Raw genomic sequence first — 25,258 nt, 5'->3', positions numbered from 1 at the left:
ATTCAAAAGCCTGTATGCATTCATACAGGCTTTTTCTTTTCTCCGCTCAGGCAGCTCTCACCACGCCCACCGAAGCACCCACGGGCGGCGCATCCACGGCGACGGCCTTGTGTGCAGAGTGAGGGACATAGGGATAGTGATGCGGCACCACGGGAATATGCTGCTCGCCCTGCTCCCAGGCTCGCAATTCATCTTCCAGTCGCGCAGCACGTTCGGCGTACATCTGAGCGGAGGACTGGTAGTACTCCGCCGCGATAGTGTGCTCCAGAACAGCCATGCGCGCCTCTTGCAGATAGGCACGCGTACGGCGGATATAGCGCGGTTCGGAACGTCCAAAACCGAAGATCTTGCCGAAAAACATGTCCAACCTCCTTTTCCGGTAACAACGCAAATCCGTCACGACTCCTCAACCGATGGAGCAATGTTGCCAGCGTAATGTCTCCGGTTCAAGACATCTGTCCCACAGCAAGAGTTCGCCTCGTAGGAGGGGCGCCCGCCACTTGCGGCCGCCCACCCAAAGCCGGCCCCAGGCAGGGCTTAAGACACTGCCATCCTGTCACAAAGCCCAACTCAAGAGTCAATCAGACACATGTCCGGGTATTTCCGGGAGCTCCTGCATCGCCCGGTGGGCAAGGACCTTCCCCTCGGATTGAAGATCTTCATGGCAGCCATGCTCCGGGGCCCAGCTCGATGCCTGCCCAAATAGCAACAGCAATGCCGAGTTGCCGCCAACCCTAGCCTGCCTATGCGCTGCGGCAGGCAAGAGCACCCGCCATCAGGACGGGATCGCCCCAGAGTTCAATGCTGCGCCCTCCGCCGCACAGACAAGCACAAGCTCGCGAGTCAGTTGCCCTGCAGGAAGTTCAGCACCCCTTCGGCCACATGAACACCAGAGGACATACAGGCCGTGAGCAGATAACCGCCCGTGGGGGCCTCCCAGTCCAGCATTTCTCCCGCACAGAAGACGCCGGGCAGAGCGGCACACATACTCCGCGCATCCAGAGCCTCCAGACGAACTCCGCCTGCAGTGCTGATGGCCTCATCGATGGGACGCGGCGCGATCACCGTCAAAGGCACCGCCTTGATCGTGGATGCCAGGCGCTTCATGTCCGCCATGCCATCCTTGCCGAGCACCTCATACAGCAAACCCGCCTTGATGCCATCAAGCCCCAGACGCCCTTTGAGATGACTGCTGAGACTGCGCGAGCCGCGCGGCCGCATCACCTCCTGCTGCACACGCTCCGCACTCCACTGCGGCAACAGATCCAGCTCGAAGCACGCAGCGCCCTGGCGGGCAATGCAGTCCCGCAACAGGGAGGAGACAGCATAGATCAGACTCCCCTCCACCCCGGTCTGCGTCGCAACAAATTCACCCTGACGCTCAAAGCCGGCACCTTGCTCGTCCGCAAACTTCAAAACCACCGACTTGAACGGCTGCCCGGCAAAGCGCTGAGCAAAGACCTCGCTCCAGCCGGCTTCACGCCCTTGCGGCCAGCCCACATCAAAGCCACAGTTGGCCGCCTGCAACGGGGCAATGCCCACCCCCCTGTCCTGCAGCAGCGAAACCCAAGCGCCGTCCGAGCCCAGACGCGCCCAGCTGCCGCCGCCCGTCGCCAGCACCAAAGCCTTGCAGCCAATCTTGACCCTGGCACTTTCTGTCTGAAGAACCGGCTTGCCATCCTCTGCCCAGCCGACCCAGCGGTGACGCATATGAAACTGCACGCCCTGCGACTTCATACGCACCAGCCAGGCACGCAGCAGCGGCGCTGCCTTCATATCCGCAGGGAACACTCTTCCGGATGTCCCCACAAAGGTATCAAAACCCAGCTCTTTGACCCAGGCCTGAAGCTCGCTCGCACCCCACTTTTCGAGCCAGGGAGTCAAATCTGCAGAGCGGCAGCCATAGCGAGTGACAAAGCTCGAAAACTCCTCGGAGTGCGTAAGATTGAGGCCGCCTTTGCCGGCCATGAGGAATTTGCGAGCCGCCGAGGCTTTCGCCTCGAACACTCTGACCGACAAGCCGGCCTTTGCCAATTGCTCGGCCGCCATCAAGCCTGCAGGCCCGGCACCGATCACTGCCACATCACAGACCCATTCGGAATCGGCCATCAAGGGCTCCGAGACACTCATACTTCTACCACCTCAATCTGCCGGCAGCCACCGGCCGCCAAAGGGTGCGCAGAATACCACCGACGGCATTTCTGCAATATTGCGAGCACTATTAGCGTGATAGCTGCAAACAACCAGCCACACACCGTGGCGGGAGATGAGTTTCTGTCACAATCAACTCACTAGGCGAATAGACCGCCTACCTTTTTGATTCAAGAAAATCCAGGACTACAAATGGCCAGCGAATTGATCAAGCACATCACGGATGCAAGCTTTGAGTCTGACGTACTGCAACCCGGCACGACCGTGCTGGTGGATTACTGGGCTGAATGGTGCGGCCCTTGCAAGATGATCGCCCCCATCTTGGACGATGTAGCCGAAGGCTACAAAGGCAAGGTGCAGATCGCCAAGATGAATGTGGACGAAAACCGTGAGATCCCAGCCAAGTTCGGCATTCGCGGCATTCCCACACTGATGTTGTTCAAGGACGGCCAGCTGGCCGCCACCAAGGTTGGCGCGCTGAACAAGACGCAACTGTCCGCCTTCCTCGACCAGCATATCTAATGCATTCAACAAACAGAGCTCCCAATGGAGCTCTGTTTGCTTCTGGGCACCCGCTGCCCACCCCCATTTGCATCTGCTACAGGCCCGGCACAGGCTGCAGATGACAAATCCTCGATAAATTGCTTGCAAGCTGCGCCAGTTTTCCTGTCATAATGTATGAACCGCCGGCCACCGCATGGGACCGCGCTGGATTTTCTTCAGGCAAGCCTGCCCACTTTCACAGTGTCTCGTTAGGCTCTACGCCTCCCCCCCTGGTTATTCTCACTCCACGCTTGGAGTCATTTCATGCACCTTAATGAACTCAAGGCACTGCACGTGTCTGAAGTCTTGAAGCAGGCCGAAGCGCTTGAGATCGAAAACGTCGGTCGCATGCGCAAGCAGGAACTGATGTTCGCCATCATCAAAAAGCGCGCCAAGGCCGGTGAACAGGTCTTCGCCGACGGCGTGCTGGAAATCCTGCCCGATGGCTTCGGCTTTCTGCGTAGCCCCGATACCAGCTACACCGCCAGCACCGACGATATCTACATCTCGCCCAGCCAGGTGCGCCGCTTCAACCTGCACACCGGCGACATGATCGAAGGCGAAGTGCGCATCCCCAAGGATGGCGAGCGCTACTTCGCACTGACCAAGCTCGACAAGGTCAATGGCAATTCGCCCGAGCAAAACAAGCACAAGGTGCTGTTTGAAAACCTGACCCCTCTGTTCCCCAAGGAACAGATGCGCCTGGAGCGCGACATCAAGGGCGAAGAGAACATCACCGGCCGCATCATCGACATCATCGCCCCCATCGGCCGCGGCCAGCGCGCGCTGATCGTGGCACCGCCCAAGAGCGGCAAGACCATGATGATGCAGAGCATTGCGCACGCCATCACCGCCAATCACCCCGATGTGCACCTGATGGTGCTGCTGGTGGACGAGCGCCCCGAAGAAGTGACGGAAATGCAGCGCTCGGTCAAGGGCGAAATCATCGCCTCTACCTTCGACGAGCCTGCCACCCGCCACGTGCATGTCGCCGAAATGGTGATCGAGCGCGCCAAGCGCCTGGTGGAACTGGGCAAGGATGTGGTCATCCTGCTGGACTCCATCACCCGTCTGGCCCGCGCCTACAACAACGTCGTGCCCTCGTCGGGCAAGGTGCTGTCCGGCGGTGTGGACTCCAACGCCCTGCAGCGCCCCAAGCGCTTCTTCGGCGCCGCCCGCAATGTGGAAGAAGGTGGCTCCCTGACCATCATCGCCACTGCACTGGTCGACACCGGCAGCCGCATGGACGAAGTGATCTTTGAAGAATTCAAGGGCACGGGCAACAGCGAACTGCACCTGAATCGTCGCCTCTACGAGAAGCGCGTCTTCCCGGCCATCGAGCTCAACAAGAGCGGCACCCGCCGTGAAGAGTTGCTGCTGCCTCCCGAGATTCTGCAGAAGACCCGCATCCTGCGTCAGTTCATGTACAACATGGACGAGATCGAGTCCATGGAACTCATGATCAAGAACATGAAGGCCACCAAGAACAATGTGGAGTTCTTCGACATGATGCGTCGCGGCGGCTAAGCCCTTCGTGCACCGGAACAACAAAGCCCCGCCTCGCGGGGCTTTGTTGTTTCTGGCGCTTGACTCCATTGCTTGACCTAGCTCAAACTGAATTGCGAGCCACCCCCCAATACTAGGGATACACATCTATACAAATCTTGCGATAACCGGAAGCCAAAAGCTTTCAAGTCGCAGGTTCTGCATTCATGGCCCCTTCAGCAAATCGCACACCACCCTACAACACTACACCGATGCGCCTGCTGGCAGCAGCCACATTGCTGGCAGCACTGGCAGCCTGCAGCCCGACGGTGCCGATGCTGCAGCCACAGGCCCAGGCCAAGCTGCCGGACAAGTGGCCTCAGGAGTGGACAAAAAAACAAGAGAACGCTGCGCCAGCAAATACGGCATCGATTGCCTGGCAAGACTTCTACCTTGACCAAAACCTGCAGGAGCTGATTCGCGCAGCTCTTGCCCACAATCAGGACCAGCGCCTTGCATTGCTGCGTGTGCAGGAGGCCCAGGCTGCCTATGACATACAAAGTGCTGCTCGACTGCCGAGCATTGGCCTGGGCAGCAGTCATGGCAGAGCACGTGTTCCCGCCGACCTCAACGCCAGTGGCCGCTCCGTCGTCGCCGGCGATCAGCAAGTCTTTGTCGGCCTCAACAGCTGGGAACTCGATCTTTGGGGCCGTGTCAAAAGCCTCAGCGAGGCTGCTTTAGGCAACTATCTGGCGCTGGATGCCACGCAGCATGCGGTTCAATCCAGTCTCGTCAAGCAGGTGGCACTGAACTATCTGGCCCTGCGCAGCCTGGATGAGCGCCTGGCCCTGACCCAGCGCACGATTGCCAGCCGAGAGGAATCGCTGCGCATCTTCAAGCGCCGCACCGAGGTGGGCTCCACTTCACGCTATGCGCTCACGCAGGTACAGACTCTGGTTCACCAGGCCAAGGCCATAGGCACCCAGCTGGCACAGCAGCGCGCGCTGCAGGCCAATGCACTGCAGCAGCTCACAGGAATGGATGCAGACCGCTTGCCGGAGAGCAGCTCCACCGCCGGGATCCTGAAACCGATTCCCGAAGGCCTGCCGTCCGATCTGCTGACACAGCGCCCCGACATCATTGCCGCCGAGTACGGGCTGCAGGCGGCCAAAGCCAACGTGGCCGCCGCACGCGCCGCGTTTCTGCCCCGTATCGCGCTGACCGGCAGCTGGGGCACGGCCAGCGCCGAACTCGACGGCCTGTTCAGAAGCGGCAGCCGTGCCTGGCAGTTTGCTCCCACGATTTCGCTGCCGATCTTTGACGGCGGCCAGCGCCAGGCCAACCTGAATCTGCAGGCCGTGCGACAGAACATGGCGGTCGTCCAGTACGAAAAAACCATAGAGACAGCAATGCGCGAAGTGCTGGACGCGCTGTCCAGCCGCACCATGCTCGAGCAGCAGCTCGTGGTGCTGACCGATCAGCGCGCAGCACTCAAGGAGCGCGCCCGACTGGCCCGGCTGCGCTATGACCAGGGAGCCTCGCCCTATCTCGATGTGCTGGATGCCGAACGCGACCTGCTGAGTGCCGAGCAGCAACTGGTTCAGGGCCGCGAGGCCCTGCTGTCCACCCAGGTCGCTCTGTATGCCGCTTTGGGTGGAGGCTACTTGGCCCAAGGCCAGAGCAGCGCCCCCACCTCTGCGGCCCTCCAACCTTGACCAGCGAATCCATGTCCATGAACAAGAAATTGACCATCGCCGCGCTCATCGTTGCCGCTGCCGCCCTGGGCGCCTATGGCTGGCAGCAATGGCGCAGCGCACAGGCATCCGAAGGCCTCGTCAGCGGCAACGGCCGCATCGAAGCCACCGAAATCGACGTCGCCACCAAATACGCCGGCCGCATCGCTGAAATCCTGGTGCAGGAAGGCGAGTTCGTGAAAGCCGGTCAGCCACTGGCGCGCATGCAGATCGAAAGCCTGCAGGCTCAGCAGCGCGAAGCCATAGCCGGTCGTGAGCGCGCCTCTCATGCGGTGACCTCGGCTCGCGCCGAAATCGCGCTGCGCGAAAGCCAGTACGCGGCCACCATGGCCACCGTGGCCCAGCGCGAGGCCGAACTGGATGCAGCGCTGCGCCGCGTCAAGCGCTCCGAGACCCTGGCACGCGAAGGTGCTTCATCGGAGCAGGAGCTGGACGACGACCGGGCCCGCGTGCGTGGCGCCCAGGCCGCGCTCAAGGCCGCCCAGGCCCAGGCCACGGCCGCCAAGGCGGCCATCGACGCTGCCAAGGCCCAGACCATAGGTGCGGAATCGGCTGTGACGGCCGCTGCCGCCACCGTCCAGCGCATCGATGCCGATGTGAAGGACAGCGAACTCACCGCCCCGCGCGATGGCCGCGTGCAATACCGGCTGGCCCAGCCCGGCGAGGTGATCGGCGCAGGCGGCAAGGTGCTGAACATGGTGGATGTCTCGGACGTCTACATCAGCTTCTTCCTGCCCGAGACCGTGGCAGGCCGAGTGGCCCTTGGCACCGAGGTGCGCATCGTGCTGGATGCGGCTCCGCAGTATGTGATTCCGGCTCAGGTGTCCTTTGTCGCCAGCACCGCCCAATTCACGCCCAAGACTGTGGAGACGGCCAGCGAAAGACAGAAGCTGATGTTCCGCGTCAAGGCACGTATTGCACCGGACCTGCTGCAAAAGCACCTGACTCAAGTCAAGACAGGCCTGCCCGGCGTGGCCTGGATCAAGCTCGATAAAGAGCGCGAATGGCCGGCCAAGCTGGAACTGCGCACCGACGACGCTTCTGCCTCTTGAACGTTGCGTCCCCATTTGCCATGACCCAGCATGTAGCCACTTTGCGCAATGTGACGCTCGCCTACGGCAAGACGCAGGCGCTGCGCGGACTGAGCCTGGAGATTCCTGCAGGCATCATGGTCGGCTTGATCGGCCCTGACGGCGTGGGCAAGTCAAGCCTGTTGTCTTTGATTGCCGGCGCGCGCGCCCTGCAGGGCGGCGAGATACAGGTGCTTGGCGGCGACATGCGCAGCAAAAAGCACCGCGATGCCGTCTGCCCCCGCATTGCCTACATGCCTCAGGGCCTGGGCAAGAACCTCTACCCCACACTATCGGTGGAAGAGAATCTGCAGTTCTTCGGCCGCCTTTTCGGTCATGACGCGGCCGAGCGCCGGGCGCGCATCGACGATCTGACCCAGAGCACCGGACTGCAGAAATTCCTCTCCCGCCCTGCCGGCAAGCTCTCGGGCGGCATGAAGCAGAAGCTGGCGCTGTGCTGCGCCCTCATCCACGACCCCGACCTGCTGATTCTCGACGAGCCCACGACCGGCGTGGACCCTCTGGCGCGCGCGCAGTTCTGGGATCTGATCAACCGCATTCGCGGCCAGCGCCCGCAGATGAGCGTGATCGTGGCCACGGCCTATATGGACGAGGCCCAGCGCTTCGACTGGCTGGCTGCCATGGATGACGGCCTGATTCTGGCCACCGGCACCCCCGCCGAGTTGCTGGAGCGCACCGGCATGCCGGCGCTGGAGGCCGCCTTCATCGCCCTGCTGCCCGAAGAAAAAAAGCGCGGCCATGCCGCCGTGGTGATCCCGCCGCTGCAGACCAGCGATGACGACATCGCCATCGAGGCGCGTGATCTCACCATGCGCTTTGGCGATTTCGTGGCCGTGGACCATGTGAATTTCCGCATTCGTCGCGGCGAGATCTTCGGCTTTCTGGGCTCCAACGGCTGCGGCAAATCGACCACCATGAAGATGCTGACCGGGCTGCTGCCCGCCAGCGAGGGCGATGCCTGGCTGTTTGGCAAGAAGATCGATCCGCATGACGTGGCCACGCGCCGGCGCGTGGGCTATATGTCGCAGGCCTTCTCGCTCTACGGCGAGCTGACCGTGCTGCAGAACCTGGTGCTGCACGCCGAACTCTTCCACGTGGATCCGGCCGAGATCCCCGCGCGTGTCGAGGAGATGCTCACCCGCTTCGGCCTCACCGAAGTGCGCGAGACGCTGCCCGGCAATATCCCGCTGGGCATGCGCCAGCGCCTGTCTCTGGCCGTGGCCATGGTGCACAAGCCGGAGCTGCTGATTCTCGACGAGCCCACTTCGGGCGTGGACCCCGTGGCTCGCGATCAGTTCTGGCGCCTGCTGATCGAGCTCTCGCGCCGCGACCGGGTGACGATCTTCATCTCCACGCACTTCATGAACGAAGCCGAGCGCTGCGACCGCATGTCCATGATGCATGCGGGCAAGGTGCTGGACAGCGACAGGCCGGCAGCCCTGACCGCCAAGCGCGGCGCGGCCACCCTGGAGGAGGCCTTCATCGGCTATCTGGTGGAGGCCTCGGGCGAGGCAGCGCCCGTGCTTGATATCAAAAAAGAAGCTACCACCGCTTACTCAGCCTTATCTTCAACATCAAAAGTATCTGATACCAATACAAACAAAGCGCAGCAAGCTCCTGTTTCAGAAGCACACAAAGCCCCTGGCTTCAGCCTGCAACGCTTGTGGAGCTATCTGTGGCGCGAGTCGCTGGAGCTGCGGCGCGATCCCGTGCGCGCCACCCTGGCTCTGGTGGGTTCGCTGGTGCTGATGGTGGTGATCGGCTTCGGCATCAGCATGGACGTCGAAGACCTGAAGTTTGCCGTGCTCGACCGCGACCAGAGCACCATCAGCCAGAACTATGTGAACAATCTCGCAGGCTCGCGCTATTTCATTGAAATGCCTCCCATCCAGGACTACGCGGACCTGGACCGGCGCATGAAGAGCGGCGAGCTGGCACTGGCCATCGAGATTCCACCCGGTTTTGGCCGTGATGTGCTGCGCGGCTCGAAGGTAGCCGTTGGCGCCTGGTTCGACGGTGCCATGCCCCAGCGCGGCGAGACCGTCAAAGGCTATGTCCAGGCCATGCACCAGCTGTGGCTGGTGCAGCAGTCGCGCGAGCGACTGGGCGTGCAACTGGCCAGCCAGGTCAGTCTGGAAACCCGCTTTCGCTACAACCCCGATGTGAAAAGCCTGCCAGCCATGGTGCCGGCCGTGATTCCGCTGCTGCTGATGATGCTGCCCGCCATGCTCACAGCCCTGGCCGTGGTGCGCGAAAAAGAGCTGGGCTCCATCGTGAATCTGTACGTCACTCCCGTGACCCGCATCGAATTTCTGCTGGGCAAGCAGCTGCCTTATGTGGTGCTGGCCATGCTGAACTTCTTTCTGATGTGTGCCATGGCGGTCTTCGTCTTTGGCGTGCCCATGACCGGCAGCTTCTCACTACTCGTCTTGGCGGCCCTGCTCTTCAGCGTTATTGCCACGGGCATGGGCCTGCTGGCCTCGGCCGTCACCAGCAGCCAGATTGCCGCCATGTTCTTTGCCATGCTGGGCACCTTGATTCCGGCCACACAGTTCTCGGGGCTGACCGATCCGGTGTCATCGCTCGAAGGCGCCGGTCGCTGGATTGGCGAGATCTACCCGGCCACCTATATGTTCGCCATCAGCCGTGGCGTCTTCAACAAGGCGCTGGGCCTGCACGATCTGGCGCCTACCTTGCTGCCGCTGCTGATCGCCATTCCCGTGATCATGGGCGTGGCCATCTGGGCTCTGCCCAAGCAGGAGAAGTAATGAAGATCCCCCTGAGTCGCTGCGCGCCTTCCCCCTCTCTCGCTGCGCGGGAGGGGGACGACACCTTCGCTGCGGGGCGGCCCTGGCTCGGTGTCCCTGCGTTGGGCCTGCGCTTGTTCAGAGCGTCTTCTGCTTCACGGCACACCTTGGACTTTTACGATGTTGCATAGCCTCAAGAATATCTGGCGCCTGGGCGTCAAGGAACTGTGGAGCCTGTGGCGCGACCCGGTGATGCTGGTGCTCATCGTCTACACCTTCACGGCCTCGGTGTACACCGCGGCCACGGCCATGCCCGATACGCTGCACAAGGCGCCGATTGCCATCGTCGACGAAGACCAGTCACCGCTGTCCGCACGCATCAGCTCGGCGTTCTACCCGCCTCAGTTCATGCCGCCGCAGATGGTGGATTTCAGCCATGTGGATCCCGGGCTGGATGCTGGCGACTTCACCTTCTCGCTGACCATTCCTCCCAACTTCCAGCGCGATGTGCTGGCCGGCAGAAAGGCCGAGCTGCAGCTGAACGTGGATGCCACGCGCATGAGCCAGGCGTTCTCCGGCAGCGGATACGTGCAGCAGATCGTGCTGGCCGAAGTCAACGAGTTCGTGCAGCGCCACCGGGGAGCCAGCGCACTGCCCGTGGACCTGGAGCTGCGCGCCCGCTTCAACCCCGGACTGAACAAGATATGGTTCGGCGGACTGATGCAGATCATCAACAACGTCACCATGCTCTCCATCATCCTCACGGGCGCGGCGCTGATCCGCGAGCGCGAGCATGGCACCATCGAGCATCTGCTGGTCATGCCCGTGACGCCTACCGAGATCATGCTGGCCAAGGTCTGGTCCATGGGCGCCGTGGTGCTGCTGGCGGCAGGTGTCTCGCTCAATCTGGTCGTGCGCGGCGCGCTCAAGGTGCCCATCGAAGGCAGTCTGCTGCTGTTCATGGCAGGATCGGCCCTGTGCCTGTTCGCAACTACGGCCATGGGCATCTTTCTGGCCACAGTGGCGCGCAGCATGCCGCAGTTCGGCCTGCTGATGGTGTTGACGCTGCTGCCGCTGCAATTGCTGTCTGGTGGCATGACTCCCCGCGAATCCATGCCCCAGCTGGTGCAGGATGTGATGCTTTTCGCTCCCACCACGCACTTTGTGGAGCTGGGTCAGGCGATTCTGTATCGCGGCGCCGGCATCGAAACCGTGTGGAAGCCCTTTGTGTGGCTGGCGGGAATCGGCGCAGTGCTGTTCTGGCTGTCGCTGATGCGGTTCAGAAAAACCTTGTCGAGCATGGCCTGAGTTCTGGCCGGGCGCCGCGGCAACCATGAAGGGCGTATTGCCGGTTTCTGCTGAAAGTTTTTTCCTTCCAACCTCAAGGCCTCGGCCCTCACCGGCTCCAGTTGCTGGAAGAACAGCCTTCAGGCACGCGCTGCCATCCAGGCGAGCATCGATGCGGCCAGGCAGTGTCCGGCGCAAGAGAGCGAAGCCGGCGCACAACCGTCCGGCCTCAGCTCTGTGCCGCCATGAATATCGGCATGGCGCCTTCAAGCCCTGCCGCCACTCGATGCACGTCAAAAAGACTATGAATCCGCGAGAATTCGCACCGTATCGCGGGCGGCCACCCACTCCTCATTCGTGGGCTCAACTCCCACCAGTACCCGGCTGTCTGCAGATGAAATGAGCGGTGCATGGGCTGCATTGGCCTGCTCATCCAGCTCCAGGCCCAGCCATGCCAGATCGGCGCAGACGCGGGCTCGAATCTCCTCGCTGTGCTCGCCAATGCCCGCCGTGAACACCAGCATGTCCAGCCCGCCCAGCGCAGCGACCAGAGAACCGATCTCGCGCACGATGCGGCGTACAAAGAGGTCCAGCGCCATGCGCGCCCGCTCGCCAGCCTCACCTGAATCCCGGACATGGCGCAGGATCACGCGCGGCTCGGACGAGATGCCCGACACGCCCAGCAGCCCCGAGTCGTGATAGAGCAGACGCCCGACCTCCTGAAGCGTCAGCTTCTCGATCTCCATCAGATAGAGCACGGCCCCCGGGTCCAACGCCCCGGTGCGGGTGCCCATCATCAATCCATCCAGGGCCGAGAAGCCCATGGTGGTCGCCACGCTTTGCAGCTGCTGCATGCCGCACAGACTGGCGCCGCTGCCCAGATGGGCGACGATGGTGCGGCCCCTGGCCCTGTCGCCATGACGCTCGGCCAGCGCGGTCGCCATATAGGCATACGAGAGTCCGTGAAAGCCATAGCGGCGAACGCCGCGCTGCCACCATTCGTAGGGTAGTGGCAGGATCTGCTCCACCTTGGGCAAGCTGTGATGAAAGCCGGTATCAAAGCAGGCAATCTGCACGATGTCGGGCCGCTCGCGCAACAGGATCTCGATGGCCTCCAGCGCAAACGGCTGATGCAGCGGTGCCAGCGGCACATAGCTGCGCAAGTCTCGCAGCACGCCTGCATCGATGCGGGTGGACTCGAAATACTTGCTGCCGCCATGCACCACCCGATGGGCGATCGCCGCCACGGGCCGGTCCTCGAGCCGGGCCGTGATGCGCTCGCGGATGATGCGCAGCGCATCGCGATACGGATGCTCTGCGCCCAGTTCGATGGCAAAGGGCTTGACGCCGGTTTCTCCGAAGTCGGGAGCGGGCCCGCCAATGCCCTGTACCTTGCCGTTCCAAAGAGGCTTGCGCGGCAGGGGACTTGCTGCCTCGAATACGGCGAACTTGATGCTCGACGAGCCGCAGTTCAAAACGATGATGACGGAATTGCTCATGCCAGGGCCTTTGTCTGCCGACGTGACCGAGACTGCTGCACTTGCCAGTCCGGTGCCATCGGCCATGTATTTCAGGGCGGCGTCTGCCGGTAGTGATGTGCGAGCAGCAGCGCAATCGCACAGGATGCAATGCGGGATTCGCGCGAGTCCGCGCGGCTGGTCAGCACGATGGGCACCTTGGCGCCAAGCACGATGCCTGCGCTGGCAGCGCCACCCAGGTACATGAGCTGCTTGGCCAGCATATTGCCGCTTTCCAGATCGGGCACCAGCAGGATGTCGGCCTGACCTGCCACTGGAGAGGTGATGCCCTTGGTACGCGCGGCCTCGATGGAGACTGCATTGTCGAAAGCCAGCGGTCCGTCCAGCACGCCCCCGGTGATCTGGCCCCGGTCGGCCATCTTGCACAATGCAGCAGCATCCAGTGTCGCAGGCATGTTGGGGTTGACCGTCTCGACGGCGGCGAGGATGGCGAGCTTGGGCCTTGCCACACCCAGAACCTGTGCCAGCTCGATGGCATTGCGCGCGATATCGGCCTTCTGCAACAAATCGGGGGCCAGGTTGATGGCCGCGTCGGTGACGATGAAGGGGCGTGGGTAGCTGGCCGTCTGCAACACAAAGCAATGGCTTACACGCCTCTTGGTGCGCAACCCGGCAATACCGGCAACGACAGCCGCCATCAGCTCGTCGGTGTGCAGACTGCCTTTCATCAGTGCCTCGACTTCGCCGCTGGCGGCAAGTCTGGCTCCACGCTCGGCTGCTGCATGACTGTGCGGCACGTCTTCGATGCGCAGGCCCTGCAGCTCGACCCCCTGCGCAAGAGCAACCGCCTCCAGCCTGGCGCGCGGAGCGATCAGGACCGGCTCGATCAGCCCCAGCCGATGCGCGTCAAGCGCGGCGGACAGGCTGGTGGCATCGCAGGGATGGACGACCCCCACGCGAACTGGCGGCAGTTCCTTGACAGCCGCCAGCAGCCGGGTCAGGCCGTGATGCGAGGCAACGTCAAGCGGCTGGCCTGATGGCATGGAAACCGCTGGATGCGAGGATGGCTGCCGGGGCTGCGCATCGTGGGCGCAGAGCAGCGTCAGCGTGCTCGCGTCACGGGAGGCAACCGTGACGCGCAGGCTGTCGCCGACGGCTATGCCCTCAAACGGCTGCAGCGTCATGTCTGGGCTCGGTTGACTCATCGCACTCCTTTCTTGCCGCGTGGTGCGGCCGGTTTACGTCGCACAGCAGCCGCAGCCCGCCGGGGAGCTGCAGGAGTCTGCACCGGAGCCGGCGCCAGTTCCAGAGGCTCCTGGATCCGGGGCTGCTGCGCCAGTGCAGCCTGCTCGAACAAGGCCTGCACCTGCTGCAAAGCATGTCTCACGGCATCATCCTCGGCGCCAGGCTCCTTATCGATGGCTGCCATCTGGGTGATGGCTTCGCCGGCCCTGCGGATGGTGTCGGCAGACGTGTTCTTCAGCAAGCTGGGAATGGCTTCGATGGCAGCGCTGCCGCATTGCCTCATCACCAGGGTCTGCTCGCGGATGGCGGCTCGCAGCTCGGCCAGACTCCAGCGCCCAGGTGCTTGCTGCTCCAGCAATTGCGCAGCCAGGTGGTAGTAGCGCTCGTCCACAGCGCGACGCCGGGACAGCACGCTCAGCAAGCCGCGCAACGTGGCTTCGAACACACCCCCTTGATCCACGCTGCTCTCGATCTGTTGCTGCCTGGCCGCCATCAGCGCCAGATGCTCGGGGGTGGAGCCAGGATGCTGGCGCACTGGTGCGCTCTCGCCATAAGCATGCCCAGCCAGCGCCTGCATGAGCGGCGAGCCATAGAGCATGTCGAACCACAGGGCGTAGATATGGTCGCGCCGGTCGCGGAAATCATCGAGAGCGCGATCCAGTGCGGCCGAGCACCGCTGCTGCATGTGCAGCCAGGGATTGGCCTCATCCACGGGCTGGCGATGTTCGCGTATGTATTCGGCGCTGCTGCGTATCAGACAAGCCAGCGGGTGCTGGCTGCTCCAGGCCTCGAATTGCAGGCGCATGGGATGCAAGGTCTGCAACCAGTGTGCCGATTGGGAAGTGCTCAGCGCACGCACCCAGGGTTGCCATATGCTGCGATACAGAGCCAGGTTGATGTCGGATACGCGGGCCGCTGCGTCGAAACGGCGATCAGACTCCGGATCGGGCTTGACGATATCGCGCACTTCATCGATGCCGCTGGCACGGATGCTCAGCAGATAGGGATCATGGAGCAGCTTTTGCTCCTGCTTCGTGGCATCGTCCACGCTGGCGCGGTAGATGCCTGCCGGCAGCAGATTGATCTGCTCGATGGCACTGGCGAACTTGCGGTGCTGTTTGCTGCCGACCGCACCCGAAACAAAGATGCCCAGATGACCGATGCTGTCGTGCGTGCTGAAGATGATGGTCTGGTCATGAGCGCGCACGTCGTCGTCGCTGGCGTACAAATCGGTGATCCAGCCCAGAGCCTGGGCCGGCGGCGTGATGTTGTCGCCATAGGAGCAGAACACCAGGATGGGCGAGCGGATATTGCGCAGATCGATGCGCACCCCGTCCGATGTCAGCAACTGGGCCGTCGACAGCCTGTTGCCTATGAACAGATTGTCGACGATGTACTGCATCTCCACATCGTTGAGAAAGACATAGCCGCCCCAGTATTTCTCGAAGTCTATATAGCGCTCGGCTTCGGTGTCGGCATTCGCATAGACCTTGTACTGCTTGCTCCACAGCGTGTTGGCCGGATCGAGCTGCTCGAAGTTCTGCACCAGATGGGCGCCGTCGAAGCGGCCGTTACCCAGATCGCTGGCAAGAGCCGTCATCCAGCTGCCCCCGAGGAGTCCGCCCGAATAACGCATGGGATTGTCACCGGCCCAGTACGACAGGGGCGCTCCGGCAACAATGATGGGCCCGAACAGCTCGGGCCAGACAGCGGCAGTCATCAGGATCTGCCAGCCCGCCTGGCAGTTGCCGATGACCGCCGGCTTGCCCTCACTCTCGGGGTGAAGCTCGGCCACGCGACGCATGAACGCAGCTTCGGCGCGCATCACATCTTCCACCGTCTGACCAGGTACGGGATCAGGCAGAAAACCGACGAAGTAGCAAGGGTGGCCAGCCTCCAGCGCAGCACCGATCTCGCTGTGGGGCTTGAAGCCACCTATGCCCGGGCCATGCCCGGCGCGTGGATCTATCACGACGAATGGACGCTTGGCGGGGTCGGCAGGCCGGTCTTCGGACGCCTGAATGCGCACCAGGCCATAGTTGACAGGTCTTGGGAGGTCCAGCCCCGACATCACGAGTTCCGCGGGGAAATGCAGCACGTTCGGCATCCTGGCCTCACGCTGGGTCCGGTACTGGTCGCCCACCTGCCGCTCGATGTCGGCATACAGCACCGCACGTTGAGCGGCATCCACCGCATAGGCCCCGGCGGCCCGCCACCATGCAAAAGGATCAACAGACCCGCTGGTCGACGGACTGGTCCCGCTGGGTTTGCTCATGTCGTGCTCCCGAAGTCACAATCTTCTGTCTCAAGAAGATTCAAAAACAATAGCATCCAGCGTTTTATGGATCGCCACAAAACGCCGAAAACATCGGATTTTTTGCAATGGAGAGCCAGCTGACCAGCCGGCCCGCAGGCGGCAGCGTCGCCATCTTGGGCTGAAGCTGCGCCAGCCGATTGCCTACTTCTGCGCTGCTTTGCCGCTCTTGGCCTGAGCGGGGTCCTGAGTGGCCGGCGTCCAGGCAGACAGCCATTGCTTGAAGATGTCCTGCAGTGGCAAAGCGGGCAGATTGGGCGCGCCGTCGGCACGCAGGGCCTCGGCCACAGATTTTTGCCAGGTCTCCAGGGCCTGCTGCAGACCGCTGGCAAAAGCCTGCTGGTTCTTGATCGCGATATCGCTGGCGCTCTTGGCATCGCTCATGCGGTCTTCGAGCCTGCGCATGAAAGCCTCGGCGGGCAGGCTGGCCAGTGATTGCCAGTCTTCGGCACGCAGCAGGCTTTGCAGTTCCGCCGTGGTTTCACTGATGCCTGCAGCACTGGTCTGCTGCGCGGCTGCCAGCCAGCGATGGCCACTTTCACGCATAAGCTGAGCGATGCGCAGTTGCAGCTCGGCATTGGCCTTGAACAGATTCAGGGGGGTCGCTTGAATGCTCATATCGTTCTCCCTATGGTGATGGTGGTGCCTATCGAGAGGCTGGCGGACCGTCCGGCATATCACCGTGACCAGACGGCTTTTGAAAACTCAATGCCCGAGCACGTACTGGCCTGGAGCGTCATACAAGGGCCCGCCGCTCGTGCCGCCCATGCGCGGCGGAGCTATCGGTGTGCCGGATCTGTTTTTGAGCCACTCGTCCCATGCCGGCCACCAGGAGCCCTGGCGCTGCTCGGCCTCTTGCTGCCACTGCTGGGCGACAACGTCCTGCGCGCCGACAGACCGCGTGAGCAACTGGTAGCGGCGTCGCGGATGGCTGGGCTCGCTGACGATGCCGGCGTTGTGGCCGCCACTCGTCAGCACAAAGGTGATTTCAGCCGCAGTGTGGTGGTGCAGCTTGAATACCGATTGCCAAGGCGCTACATGATCGGTGAGCGTTCCCACACAGAAGATGGGCACTTGCAGATTGAGGAGCGAGACCGGCTTGCCATCGACCGGATAGCGGCTTTCACTGAGATCGTTATTCAGAAACAGACGGCGCAGGTATTGCGAGTGCATCCTGGCAGGCATGCGCGTGGCGTCGGCATTCCAGGCCATGAGATCGCTCATCGGTGCCCGCTCGCCCAGCAGGTATTGATTGACCATGCGCGACCACAGCAGATCATGGGAGCGCAGCATCAGGAATGCGCCCGCCATCTGATCGGCGCGCAGATAGCCTTGCTGGGCCATCTGGGCCTCAAGCAGGCTGACCTGCGCTTCGTCGATGAACAGCGCCAGCTCGCCGGGTTCGGTGAAATCGGTCTGCGCGGCCAGCAAGGTCATCGATGCCAGACGCTCGTCTCCATCGCGCGCCATCGCGGCTGCCGCAATGGCCAGCAAGGTTCCGCCCAGACAATAGCCTGCGGCATGCACCTTCTGCCCCGGCACGATGGCCGTGACGACATCCAGCGCAGCGCGCCAGCCCAGCTCGACATAGTCGTCCATGCCCAGATCTCGATCTCCGGCATCGGGGTTCCTCCAGGAGACGCAGAACACCGTATGTCCCTGATCGACCAGATACTTGATCAGCGAATTGTGTGGCGAAAGATCCAGGATGTAGTACTTCATGATCCAGGCCGGCATGATCAATACCGGCTCGGGATGGACCTTGTCGGTTGTCGGCGCGTACTGGATCAGCTCCATCAGCTGGTTGCGCAGCACCACCTTGCCAGCGGTGACGGCCACATCGCGCCCCACCTGAAACCCCTCGCAACCTGCAGGCGGCTTGTTTGCGAGCTGCGCATGCACATCCTCCATCAGGTACTGGAAGCCACGCACCAGATTCGCCCCGCCCTCTTTGGCGGTACGTTCCAGAACTATCGGGTTGGTGGCAAAAAAGTTCGCTGGCGAAAGCATCTCCAGCCACTGCCTGCTCCAGAACCCGACCAGACGCTCGTGATGTTTTTCAACACCTGGAACGCCTTGGGTGGCAGCCTGCCACCAGCGTTGCTGGGCGACAAATCCCGCACTCATGACCGTGAACGGCCATTGCCTCCATTCAGGAGCCTGAAAGAGACGTTCCGCCTCCTGCGTCTGTGGCCCGCCATAGCAAAGCCTGGCCCATTCCTCCAGCGCCAGCCTTGCCAGATCCAGACGCTTTCCCGGGCTGATGGCGAGATTGCCGGCCCAATCCATCCAGGCCTGCCATTGGGACTCGGGGGAAACCGACAGCCACTGCTGCGCCCACATCGCACGCACAGCTTGATCAAGCTGCTGGCTGGAACTGAACTGAGCTTCGGCCTCGCGGTCAACCATAGCGGCCCCTTTTTGCTGCATGGCAATAACGCAACATCTTATGCGCTGCAGAAGTTGTTGCATAGTCACGACCTGCCGGGAGTTGAGCCACATCAAGCTCCCGCAGCCGGAAGCGCTCCGGCATGCGCAAGCCGGCTCCAAGCACCGGGCTGCTGCAGCCAGAAGAACTCTGCAGCCTTGCCTGGATCAGGCCTGCCACCGAAGCTATTGGTCATGGTTTGCAAGCTGACCGCACACCACCGCCTGCGGACGCATGTGGTGGTGTTTTCTCATTGTGTGCAATAATGGAGAGCTTTTATGCGGAAAGTACACCGGACAGGCTGGTGCGGCTCCCGCACTTGACCAAAGGAAAGATCATGAAAGAAGGCATTCACCCCAATTACCGCGAAGTTCTGTTCGTTGACATGTCCAACGGCTTCAAGTTCGTGACACGTTCTTGCGTTTCCACCAAGGAAACCGAAAACTTCGAAGGTAAAGAGTACCCTCTGTTCAAGCTGGATACCACTTCTGAATCGCACCCCTTCTACACTGGCACACAAAAGTCGGTGGACAACATGGGTGGTCGCGTGGAGAAGTTCCGCAACCGCTTCGGCAAGAAGTAATTCTTACTTTTTTGCTGAAAGGGCAGCCCGGGCAACCGTGCTGCCTTTTTCTTTTTTGGGTGCCGCCCCACGGAATCCCAATGCTCCTATCATCGGAGCACCAAGCGCTTTGACTTCAAGCGCTTTCGCCTGATCTGGCCGTGCAAATTCGCACAGCCGCTACTGGATTGATTGCGTGAACCAGCCCACACCTGCCATCGTTGCCCAAAGCGCTGTACGCCGCCTGCCGCGCTGGGCCCTGCTTTTGCTGTGCCTGGCCTATGTGATTCCCGGCTTTGTCATGCGTGGCCCCTGGCGCTCCAACGATATGGAGGCCTTTGGCTATATGCGCGAGCTGGCGCTGGGCAAGACCGACTGGCTGGCCCCCAAGCTCTCGGGCCTGGCTCCCAGCATGGACGGTCTGCTGCCCTACTGGCTGGGTGCCTTGTCCTTGCAGGGTTTCGAGTGGCTGCTTGGCGCCGAGATGGCGGCGCGCCTGCCCTTCATCGCCTTGCTGATCGTGACCCTGGGCGCCACCTGGTGGGGAGCCTATTACCTTGCACGCACCCCCGGGGCGCAGCCCGTGGCCTTTGCCTTTGGCGGGGAAGCCCAGCTGATCGACTATGCCCGCGCCATGGCCGATGCGGCTTTGCTGGCCCTGGTTGCCTGCCTGGGCCTGGCCCAGCTCTCGCATGAAACCACCAGCTATGTCACGCAGCTGGGCTGCACGGCGCTGCTGTTTTTTGCAGCAGCGGCCATGGCCTATCACCCCAGGAAGTCAGCCGCGGCACTGCTATTCGGCCTGCTGGGATTGGCCCTGAGCGGCGCACCCACTCTTTCCGTACTGTTCGGACTGGGCGGCAGCGTGATCGCCTTCACACAGCGCAGCTGGGGCGACAATCCCGGCCGCGCCCATCGTCAGGCCCGCACCTGGGCCGCAGCCTGGCTGGCCGCCACGGTGCTCGCTGCCAGCCTGACCACGGCCTTGCATCAATGGGTCTGGCATCTGGTGGACTCGTTCAAGGACTGGGATGCCCTGCTGCAACTGCTGCTGTGGTTCTGCTGGCCCGCCTGGCCCCTGGCTTTGTGGACACTGTGGGTCTGGCGCCGCCAGATTGCACGCCCCGGTCACAACCCGCATCTGTCCATCGCCCTGCTGTTTGCCACAGTCCCTGTGGCTGCCTGCCTGAGCAGCACCCCGGCCGATCGTGCGCTGCTGCTGGGACTTCCCGCCATTGCCACCCTGGCCGCCTTCGCCCTGCCCACATTCCGCCGCAGCATCAGCGCGCTGATCGACTGGTTCACGCTGCTGTTCTTTACGGCATCCGCGATTGCCATCTGGGTGGTCTGGCTGGCGTTTCAGACCGGATTCCCGCCCAAGATCGCCGCCAATATTGCGCGTCTGGCTCCGCAGTTCGAGGCCAGCATCTCCTGGCTCACCGTCATCGTGGCGCTGATCGCCACGGCCGGCTGGTTTGTACTGGTGGTCTGGCGCACCTCGCGCAATCGTGCAGCCATCTGGAAGAGCCTGGTGCTCCCGGCCGGCGGCGCCACACTGAGCTGGGTTTTGCTGTCCACACTCTGGATGGAGCCGCTGGATCATGCTCGCAGCTATGAATTCCAGATGACACAGCTGGGCGGCGAACTCAAGCAGAACGGCGCCACAAGCTGCGTGCTGACCTACGGCCTGGGCCGTTCGCAGATTGCGGCCGTGCGCTACTACACCCATGTGGATACGGCGCTATTGCGTCGCAGCAATCCAGGCGACTGCGGCTGGGCGCTGGTCGACGCAGACCGCTGGGCGGGCGATCACAATCGCAAGCTGCGCCAGGGCTGGAGCGAGGTCAGCCGCATCACCCGTCTGGCAGGCCAAAAGGAAGTCCTGGTACTGCTCAAGTACACCGACCCCAAAGCCCCATGAAGGGCGAATTGCAGTACATAGGACGGCATGCGGGCACCGTGCTGGCCGGGCAGCTGGCCGTCATGGCCTTTGGCACCACCGACACCATCGTGGCCAGCCGCTATTCCAACGATGCCGTGGCCGCCCTCTCCGTAGGGTTGGCCATTTTCATCAGCGTCTATGCCTCGCTGATGGGCATTTTTCAGGCTCTTCTGCCCTTGTGGTCCGAGCAGCGCGGCGCTGGTCAGCCCCTGGCCATAGGTCAATCGCTGCGCCAGTCCATGTATCTGTGCGCCATGGCCTGCGTGCTCGGCATGGCGGTGCTGCTCATGCCCGGTGCACTGCTGCACTGGACGGGCGTGCCCGATGCGCTGCAACTGGAGGTCAAGCGCTATCTCGCCGTACTGGCCTGGGGCTTGCCTCCGGCGCTGCTGTTTCGCATCTACAGCGCGCTCAACCAGGCGCTAGGCCACCCCAAGCTGGTCACCTGGCTGCAACTCATCTCGCTGCTGATCAAGATCCCCTTGTCCATCTGGTTCACCTTTGGCGGGCTGGGTCTTGCGCCCCTCGGAGCAGTGGGCTGCGCACTGGCCACGCTGCTGGTCAACTACACCATGTTTGCCGTGGCTCTGTGGCTGATGCGCACTCAGGATTTCTATGCTCCGCTGGCGCTTTGGCAGAAGCTGGAGCGCCCTGACTGGCGGCAACTTGGCCATTTCTGCCGCCTGGGCATTCCTGCAGGCCTGGCCATTCTGGTGGAAGTCACCTCCTTCACCCTCATGGCCCTGTATGTGGCAAGGCAGGGCTCGCTCTCGTCCGCCAGCCACCAGATCGCCGCCAATCTGGCCGCCATCTGCTATATGGTGCCGCTTTCTCTGGCCATCGCCACCAGCGCCCGAGTCAGCTACTGGCGCGGCGCCGGTGATGAGGCCCAGGCCAGGACGCTGATTCAACAGTGTTTCAAGCTTGCTCTGCTCATCGGTATTGCGACAGCAGCTACGCTCTTGATCGCTCGCACCTGGATTGCAGACATCTACACCGACTCCCCGCGGGTGCTGGCAATGACATCCTGGCTGCTAATCTGCGTGGCTGCATACCATGTGGCGGACTGCGTGCAGACCTATTGCATTTTCGTGCTGCGCTGCTATCGCGTGACCGTGGCGCCTCTGGTGATCTATTGCCTGCTGCTATGGGGCGGCGGCCTGGGCCTTGGCTACTGGCTGACCTACCGATGGCAGGCAGCCGAAGGCTGGCTGGACTGGCAGGCCACACCCATGCCCTTCTGGGTTTGCAGCGCGGCAGCCCTGTTTGTCACGGCCATGGCCTTCAGCAGCATTTTGCACAGAGCCATACAACCTCCAAAGCCGCAGACCCAGCCTGGAGCCTCCTAATGAGAAAGTGCCTTGGCGGGTACTTCAGCAGCCGCCCGCACTCGGCTGGGCGGGAAGGTGACGGCGAATTCCGAACCCTTGCCCAGCTCACTCTCAATACTGAGCCTGGCGCCATGCCGCTGCAGCACATGCTTGACGATGGCCAGCCCCAGGCCGGTGCCGCCCGTATCGCGTGAGCGGCTGCGATCCACGCGATAAAAGCGCTCCGTCAGGCGCGACACATGCTTTTCGTCGATGCCGGGGCCGGAGTCCTTGACGGCAAAGCGGGCCGATCCATCGGGCAGCAGTTGCCAGCGCACATCGATCTGCCCGCCAGCCGGCGTGTAGCGCATGGCATTGGCCAGCAGATTGGAAAACGCACTGTGCAGTTCTGCGCTTGCGCCTGCCAGATCTCCGGCCTGCCGCAGTGCCTGCTCATCAGGAAAGTTCAGCACATGGGGTTTGGCCTGCTTGCGCGTCAAGGCATTGGACAGGCCACGAGCCTCGTTCTCACAGCGATTGAGCAGCTGCGCCACCGACACCCAGTCATTGTTGCTGGGCAGCGGGCTGCCCTCCAGGCGCGACAAGGTCAGCAAGTCTTCCACCAGATGCTGCATGCGCTCGGCCTGCTGGGCCATCAGCTCCAGATAGCGCCTGCGCTCGTCTTCCTCGAGCGGCAGGTTCTGCAGGGTCTCGACAAAACCGGCCAGCACGGTCAGAGGCGTGCGGATTTCGTGCGAGACATTGGCCACGAAGTCGCGGCGCATGGCCTCGGCCTGCTCCAGCGCCGTCACATCGCGCGCCAGCAGCAGCTTGCGCCCTTCACCGTAGCCGTAGAGCTGCACCGACAGCTTGACCGGCCGCGAAGGTGTGCTTTCGCGCCCCTGCATGACCAGATCATGGCTGAAGTCCTGCGCCGCAAAATAGGCACTGAACTGAGGATCTCGCACCAGATTACCGATGCTTTGCAGCACATCGCGCTCGGCGTCAAAGCCGAACTGCTTGGCGGAAATCTGATTGCACCATTCGATGCGGCCCTGTGCATCGAGCAGCACCACACCATTGGGACTGGCCTGCAAGGCAGACAGAATGTCATTGAGCCGCTGGTCGCCCTGCTGCACCTGCTGCACGCTCTGGCGAATCCAGCGGCGCATGCGCACGCTGGCCTCGCCCCAGATCCCTGCCAGATTGGGTACCGCGCCCAGTTCCGACTGGCGCAGCCAGTGCAGCAGCCGCGCGCCATTCCAGCTGTCCACCAGCCACCATATCCAGCCGCCGATCAAGGCGCCCGCCATGGCCGCCACGCATTGCTGCAGCACCGTAGCGGCAGGTGCAACCAGATAGGCCCACAGCAGCCATACCACCACGGCTGCCGCGACCTGAGAAGCCAACAATCGAAAACCACGCCACCCCATATTTGCTTTCAGTTGTGATTTTTGACGACCCAGCCAGGCTGGGCCGAGGTTCGGGGGGAAGTGCTGTCAGGCCATGGCCTGGGCGCTGAAACGGTAGCCCGCACCGCGCACGGTCTCAATCAGAACACCCGCCACGCCCAGCGATTCTCGCAAGCGCTTGACGTGCACGTCCACGGTGCGCTCTTCAATGAAGACATGATCGCCCCAGACCTTGTCGAGCAACTGCGCACGACTGTGCACGCGCTCGGGGTGCTTCATCAGATAGTTGAGCAGCTTGAACTCGGTAGGTCCGATCTTGAGCAGATCGCCCTGCCAGCTCACGCGGTGGGCTGCGGCATCCAGCACCAGCTCGCCAATGCTGACCTTGTCCTGCACCTGCTCAGGCGCACGGCGGCGCAGCACGGCACGGATACGGGCCAGCAGCTCCTGGGTGGAGAAAGGCTTGGTGATGTAGTCATCCGCACCGGCATCCAGGCCCGCCACCTTGTCGGGCTCGTCGCCACGCGCCGTCAGCATGAGAATGGGCACGGCCTTGGTGCGACTGTCGGCACGCCATTTGCGGGCCAGAGACAGGCCGCTGGCACCGGGCAGCATCCAGTCGAGCAAAATCACGTCGGGCAGCACGGCATCAAGCTCGCGCTGCGCCGAAACACCGTCTTCCGCCCAGACGGGCTGGAAGCCGTTATGCCTCAAATTGACCGCGATCAACTCTGCAATCGCAGGTTCGTCCTCCACGATGAGGACCATGGGCATCTTCTTCATCCCTGAGTAGCCTCCGTCTTACAACACCGCAGATTCGATTTCAGCCATGGTCTGATGGCGCACATCCTTGCCCTCGACCAGGTAGATGATCAGCTCGGCCACGTTCTTGGAGTGGTCGCCGATACGCTCGATGGCCTTGGCCAGGAACAGCAGGTCCAGGCTGGCGGAGATGGTGCGCGGATCTTCCATCATGTAGGTGATGAGCTTGCGCACAAAGCCGTCGAACTCTTCGTCGATCAGGTCGTCTTCACGCAAGATGGCAACCGCCGCCTTGGTGTCCAGTCGTGCGAAGGCATCCAGGGTCTTGCGCAGCAGCTCGGAAGCCATCTGTGCCGCCATGCGCAACTCGCCGCTGGGCAGCGAACGGGCAGCGCCGCTTTCGATGATGGACTTGACCATGCGCGCCATCTTGCAGGCTTCGTCGCCCATGCGCTCCAGGTTGGCCGTGGCCTTGGAGAAGGCGATCAGCAGGCGCAGGTCGCGGGCCGTGGGCTGGCGGCGCGCAATGATGGACGACAGCTCATGGTCGATCTCGACCTCCATGGCGTTGACGCGCTGCTCGGTGCTGATGACCTGCTCAACCGCTTCGGTGCTGAAGCTGGTCAGTGCGTAGACGGCATTGCTGATCTGCGACTCGACCAGACCGCCCAGCTCCATGACGCGTGCCGAGACACGATTGAGTTCGGAGTCGAACTGCGTGGACAAATGTTTTTCTGTCATTTTTAA

General features: G+C 62.4%; 19 protein-coding genes. 9 read left to right on the top strand and 10 right to left on the bottom strand.

The features are described 5' to 3' along the window. Positions 1-46: 46 nt before the first annotated feature. Entirely contained in the window at positions 47-361 is a 315-nt protein-coding gene (locus tag Cth01_RS18860) for a hypothetical protein (RefSeq protein ID WP_003067300.1), read from the bottom strand. A gap of 482 nt (positions 362-843) precedes the next feature. Next, positions 844-2,130, bottom strand: coding sequence for a TIGR03862 family flavoprotein (locus Cth01_RS18855; RefSeq protein ID WP_045840073.1), 1,287 nt, complete (start codon positions 2,128-2,130; stop codon positions 844-846). A 213-nt stretch (positions 2,131-2,343) separates the two neighbouring features. On the opposite strand from Cth01_RS18855, the gene trxA reads away from it, so the two are divergent. From trxA to Cth01_RS18825, 6 genes are all read left to right on the top strand, one after another. Further along, positions 2,344-2,673 (top strand): thioredoxin TrxA, encoded by a 330-nt coding sequence (gene trxA / locus Cth01_RS18850; protein ID WP_003053480.1) that lies wholly within the window; start codon positions 2,344-2,346, stop codon positions 2,671-2,673. Positions 2,674-2,958: 285 nt separating this feature from the next. After that, positions 2,959-4,221 (top strand): transcription termination factor Rho, encoded by a 1,263-nt coding sequence (rho, locus tag Cth01_RS18845; protein ID WP_012839098.1) that lies wholly within the window; start codon positions 2,959-2,961, stop codon positions 4,219-4,221. Between the two features lie 230 nt (positions 4,222-4,451). After that, on the top strand, positions 4,452-5,894 hold the full coding sequence (locus Cth01_RS18840) for an efflux transporter outer membrane subunit (protein WP_045840072.1): 1,443 nt from the start codon (positions 4,452-4,454) through the stop codon (positions 5,892-5,894). Positions 5,895-5,905: 11 nt separating this feature from the next. Further along, a complete protein-coding gene (locus Cth01_RS18835) occupies positions 5,906-6,985 on the top strand; it encodes an HlyD family secretion protein (protein WP_045840071.1) in 1,080 nt (359 codons plus the stop codon). A 20-nt stretch (positions 6,986-7,005) separates the two neighbouring features. Next, positions 7,006-9,792, top strand: a complete 2,787-nt coding sequence (gene rbbA, locus Cth01_RS18830; protein ID WP_045840070.1) for a ribosome-associated ATPase/putative transporter RbbA — start codon at positions 7,006-7,008, stop codon at positions 9,790-9,792. Between the two features lie 159 nt (positions 9,793-9,951). Beyond that, positions 9,952-11,079 (top strand): ABC transporter permease, encoded by a 1,128-nt coding sequence (locus tag Cth01_RS18825; protein ID WP_034358702.1) that lies wholly within the window; start codon positions 9,952-9,954, stop codon positions 11,077-11,079. A gap of 281 nt (positions 11,080-11,360) precedes the next feature. On the opposite strand, the gene Cth01_RS18820 is transcribed toward Cth01_RS18825, so the two are convergent. From Cth01_RS18820 to Cth01_RS18800, 5 genes are all read right to left on the bottom strand, one after another. Next, positions 11,361-12,557, bottom strand: coding sequence for an acetate/propionate family kinase (locus tag Cth01_RS18820; RefSeq protein WP_045840079.1), 1,197 nt, complete (start codon positions 12,555-12,557; stop codon positions 11,361-11,363). Positions 12,558-12,628: 71 nt separating this feature from the next. Further along, positions 12,629-13,741, bottom strand: coding sequence for a bifunctional enoyl-CoA hydratase/phosphate acetyltransferase (locus tag Cth01_RS18815; RefSeq protein WP_072248262.1), 1,113 nt, complete (start codon positions 13,739-13,741; stop codon positions 12,629-12,631). After that, positions 13,738-16,056, bottom strand: coding sequence for a DUF3141 domain-containing protein (locus tag Cth01_RS18810; protein WP_045840069.1), 2,319 nt, complete (start codon positions 16,054-16,056; stop codon positions 13,738-13,740). The genes Cth01_RS18815 and Cth01_RS18810 overlap by 4 nt, the downstream gene beginning before the upstream one ends. 183 nt (positions 16,057-16,239) lie before the next feature. Continuing rightward, positions 16,240-16,713 (bottom strand): phasin family protein, encoded by a 474-nt coding sequence (locus Cth01_RS18805; RefSeq protein WP_045840068.1) that lies wholly within the window; start codon positions 16,711-16,713, stop codon positions 16,240-16,242. An 87-nt stretch (positions 16,714-16,800) separates the two neighbouring features. Next, entirely contained in the window at positions 16,801-18,504 is a 1,704-nt protein-coding gene (locus tag Cth01_RS18800) for a PHA/PHB synthase family protein (protein WP_045840067.1), read from the bottom strand. 356 nt (positions 18,505-18,860) lie between these two features. Between Cth01_RS18800 and Cth01_RS18795 the strand changes: the two genes are divergently transcribed. From Cth01_RS18795 to Cth01_RS18785, 3 genes are all read left to right on the top strand, one after another. Continuing rightward, positions 18,861-19,106, top strand: coding sequence for a type B 50S ribosomal protein L31 (locus Cth01_RS18795; protein WP_003053459.1), 246 nt, complete (start codon positions 18,861-18,863; stop codon positions 19,104-19,106). A gap of 175 nt (positions 19,107-19,281) precedes the next feature. Then, the gene (locus Cth01_RS18790) at positions 19,282-21,006 is read left to right on the top strand and encodes a hypothetical protein (RefSeq protein ID WP_045840066.1); all 1,725 of its coding nucleotides are present in this window, start codon (positions 19,282-19,284) and stop codon (positions 21,004-21,006) included. Then, positions 21,003-22,376, top strand: coding sequence for an MATE family efflux transporter (locus tag Cth01_RS18785; RefSeq protein WP_045840065.1), 1,374 nt, complete (start codon positions 21,003-21,005; stop codon positions 22,374-22,376). The genes Cth01_RS18790 and Cth01_RS18785 overlap by 4 nt, the downstream gene beginning before the upstream one ends. Here Cth01_RS18785 and phoR read toward each other — a convergent pair. The 3 genes from phoR to phoU form a co-directional block, all read right to left on the bottom strand. Continuing rightward, positions 22,373-23,749 carry a phosphate regulon sensor histidine kinase PhoR gene (gene phoR, locus Cth01_RS18780; RefSeq protein ID WP_045840064.1) on the bottom strand — a complete coding sequence of 459 codons (1,377 nt, stop codon included), beginning with the start codon at positions 23,747-23,749 and terminating at the stop codon, positions 22,373-22,375. The two genes, Cth01_RS18785 and phoR, sit on opposite strands and share 4 nt — an antisense overlap. 87 nt (positions 23,750-23,836) lie before the next feature. After that, positions 23,837-24,532, bottom strand: a complete 696-nt coding sequence (gene phoB / locus Cth01_RS18775; RefSeq protein ID WP_003053455.1) for a phosphate regulon transcriptional regulator PhoB — start codon at positions 24,530-24,532, stop codon at positions 23,837-23,839. Positions 24,533-24,550: 18 nt separating this feature from the next. Beyond that, the gene (gene phoU / locus Cth01_RS18770; RefSeq protein WP_003067322.1) at positions 24,551-25,252 is read right to left on the bottom strand and encodes a phosphate signaling complex protein PhoU; all 702 of its coding nucleotides are present in this window, start codon (positions 25,250-25,252) and stop codon (positions 24,551-24,553) included. Positions 25,253-25,258 lie beyond the last annotated feature (6 nt).

The organism is Comamonas thiooxydans (genome assembly GCF_000964545.1).
GTDB lineage: Bacteria > Pseudomonadota > Gammaproteobacteria > Burkholderiales > Burkholderiaceae_C > Comamonas > Comamonas thiooxydans.
The sequence above is the reverse complement of the archived record's forward strand: the minus strand, read 5'-3'. Positions and strand labels throughout refer to the sequence as shown.